At 63.2% G+C, this 2213-nt stretch carries 2 protein-coding genes and 1 pseudogene; all 3 read right to left on the reverse strand.

What is annotated here, in order from left to right:
* Nucleotides 1–900 (reverse strand): PE-PPE domain-containing protein (locus tag WBF82_RS14085; RefSeq protein WP_424383617.1); only part of this gene is annotated, 900 nt, incomplete at its 3' end.
* Between the two features lie 184 nt (nt 901–1084).
* Nucleotides 1085–1559, reverse strand: a pseudogene (locus WBF82_RS14090) (transposase); the annotation flags it as partial.
* Nucleotides 1560–1581: 22 nt separating this feature from the next.
* Nucleotides 1582–2043 carry a nuclear transport factor 2 family protein gene (locus WBF82_RS14095; RefSeq protein WP_424383618.1) on the reverse strand — a complete coding sequence of 154 codons (462 nt, stop codon included), beginning with the start codon at nt 2041–2043 and terminating at the stop codon, nt 1582–1584.
* Nucleotides 2044–2213 lie beyond the last annotated feature (170 nt).

Here is a 2213-nt window from a genome sequence, read left to right on the forward strand (position 1 = left end):
CACGATCACCTGCAGCGCCGGCTGGACGATGTTGAGCAGCGACTCGGGCACACCCAGACTGCGCAGCGGATCCAGCAGCGGCAGCTCGGTGGTCGGGATGAAATAGAACGTGGTATCCCCGTCGACCTGCTTCACGACTTCGGTCGACCCGAGCACATACTCGTCGGCGTAGGGCCCGGCCAGCGGCTCCGAGGGCGGCCAGATGGCCGGAATCTCTTCGGGCAGTGGGCCATCGCCGTAGGCGGCGTGTGCGTAGATCAGGCCGAAGAGGGAGTTCAGGTCGCTGACCGGGTCGATCGGAAACTGCGGGAAGTCAGCGGCGGTGTCGTACTGGTTGGCGATGTCGATGGTGGGGATACCGGCATCGGTCGGCTCGGCGCCGTTGAAAGGCGTCCGCGCCAGGACCCCGGGCAGATCCAAACCCACAAACCGCTCTGAAAGGCCGCCATCGGGTCGGTTCGGGTCACCGAGCACCAAGAAAGTGACGTCCGGTGGCAGCCCTCCGGCCTGGATGAGCGCGAGTTTCTCGTCGATCGCGATCGCCGCGCTCTGGGAATAGCCTTCAACGAGGTAGGGCTGGCCGGGATACTGCAATTGCTGCTGTGCCATTGCGACCTGCAGGTCCGCCACACCGTCTGGAACTGAAGTGCTGGCCAGCGATTCGGGTGTGGGGACCAGCACCGGGGTGTAGTTGGCGCCGGTCGCGGGGTCGATGTAATCGCTGATGATTCGGTCCTGCCACTCGATGCTGGGAGTTGGCGTGGCCGTGCCGCCCATCATCAACGCGTTCAGTGGATCGTCCGGATTATCCGCCCGAGAAACCGGAGCCGACACCCACGCCACCAACACCATAGAAGCGCCGGCGAGCAGCGCGATGACCACCTGCCGATGAAGCGCCACGTCGACTCCCGGGAACGATGAGACCGCGACAAACCTTACCTTAAAATTGTCTGAGAACGACAGGTTCTCGCGTCAAACGTATGATCCGGGCGCTACACAAACAGGAGCAATAACTTCTCGTCTAAGTGACGCCTCGATTGTCCTGCGCCCGGGCACCAGGCGAGACCGACTGTCGATGGGCTCGTCAAGCCGCTGCGGCAGTGGGGATTTGGTATTCGGTGTGGTCGCGCAGCATCGCCCACAAGACGTTGAGGCGTCGCCGGGCTAAAGCAAGGACCGCTGTTTGTGGTGTTTGCCCTCAGCACGTTTGCGTTCGTAGTAGGTGCGGGATGCCGGGTCGGTGCGGGCAGCGTATTGGGCGGCCAGATAGCAGGTGCGTAGGAGTCGGTGGTGGTAGCGGCGGGGTCGCTTCAGGTTCCCGCTGATGCGCCCGGAGTCACGCGGTACCGGTGCCAGACCGCAGATGCCGGCCAAGCGTCCGCGGAGTCGAACGCCTCCATGTCTCCGCCTGTCGCGGCGAGGAATTCAGCACCGAGAATGACCCCGAAGCCGGGCATGCTCAGGATGATTTCGGCGTGGCGGTGGCGGCGAAATCGCTCCTCGATCATCGTCTCGGTGTCGGCGAATTCGGTGTCGAGGGTGATCACCTCCTCTGCCAGCGCCCATAAGGCACCGATACCCTCAGGCCGCCCCGCCTGGGCGTATTGGAGTATTTTGTCCGGCGGCGAGCCACCATTGCCCGCCCCGCCGGACCAGAACATACATCGCCATCTCCGAGAAGGCCGCGCCCTCAACGTTGCTCGGCCGAATGGGGTCACCGTTCATGTCGAGGGTGAGACGGGCGACGTGTGCAACGATGACGTCGGCGCTGATCGGAAGGACGCGGTCGATCTCGTAACGCGCACCCAGGCTGCCGCGGCTTTGCTCCTTCAGCTTTTGATGGATCGCATAGAGGGTGTCGAATCCGTGCACGGTTGCCCCGTAGGGACTTCCCCACGCGATGTCGGAACTGAACTGCCGGTCAGTGATGTCGGCGTCGTGGTGATCCCAGCCGGTTTGCAGCTGAGCAACGAGCGCTTCGACGACGGCTCGAGCCTCACCGCTGTCGTCTGGTTGGGCGATCTCCGGACGTGGCAGAGACACTTCGAACCCCTTCTTTCCGTCGCGAGCACCTCCACCCATACACCTATGGGCGGCGATCCAGGATCTGTTCGACGAGTTCCCCTCGGTCGAAATCGCAGGCTGGTTGCAAGGATTGCAGGATCACGGATGTAGCGTGACGAGCGTGAACTTCTTCCGTGTGTATTCTTCGG

Origin of the sequence: Mycobacterium sp. (genome assembly GCF_049673265.1) — a bacterium.
In the GTDB taxonomy this organism is placed as follows: Bacteria; Actinomycetota; Actinomycetes; order Mycobacteriales; family Mycobacteriaceae; genus Mycobacterium.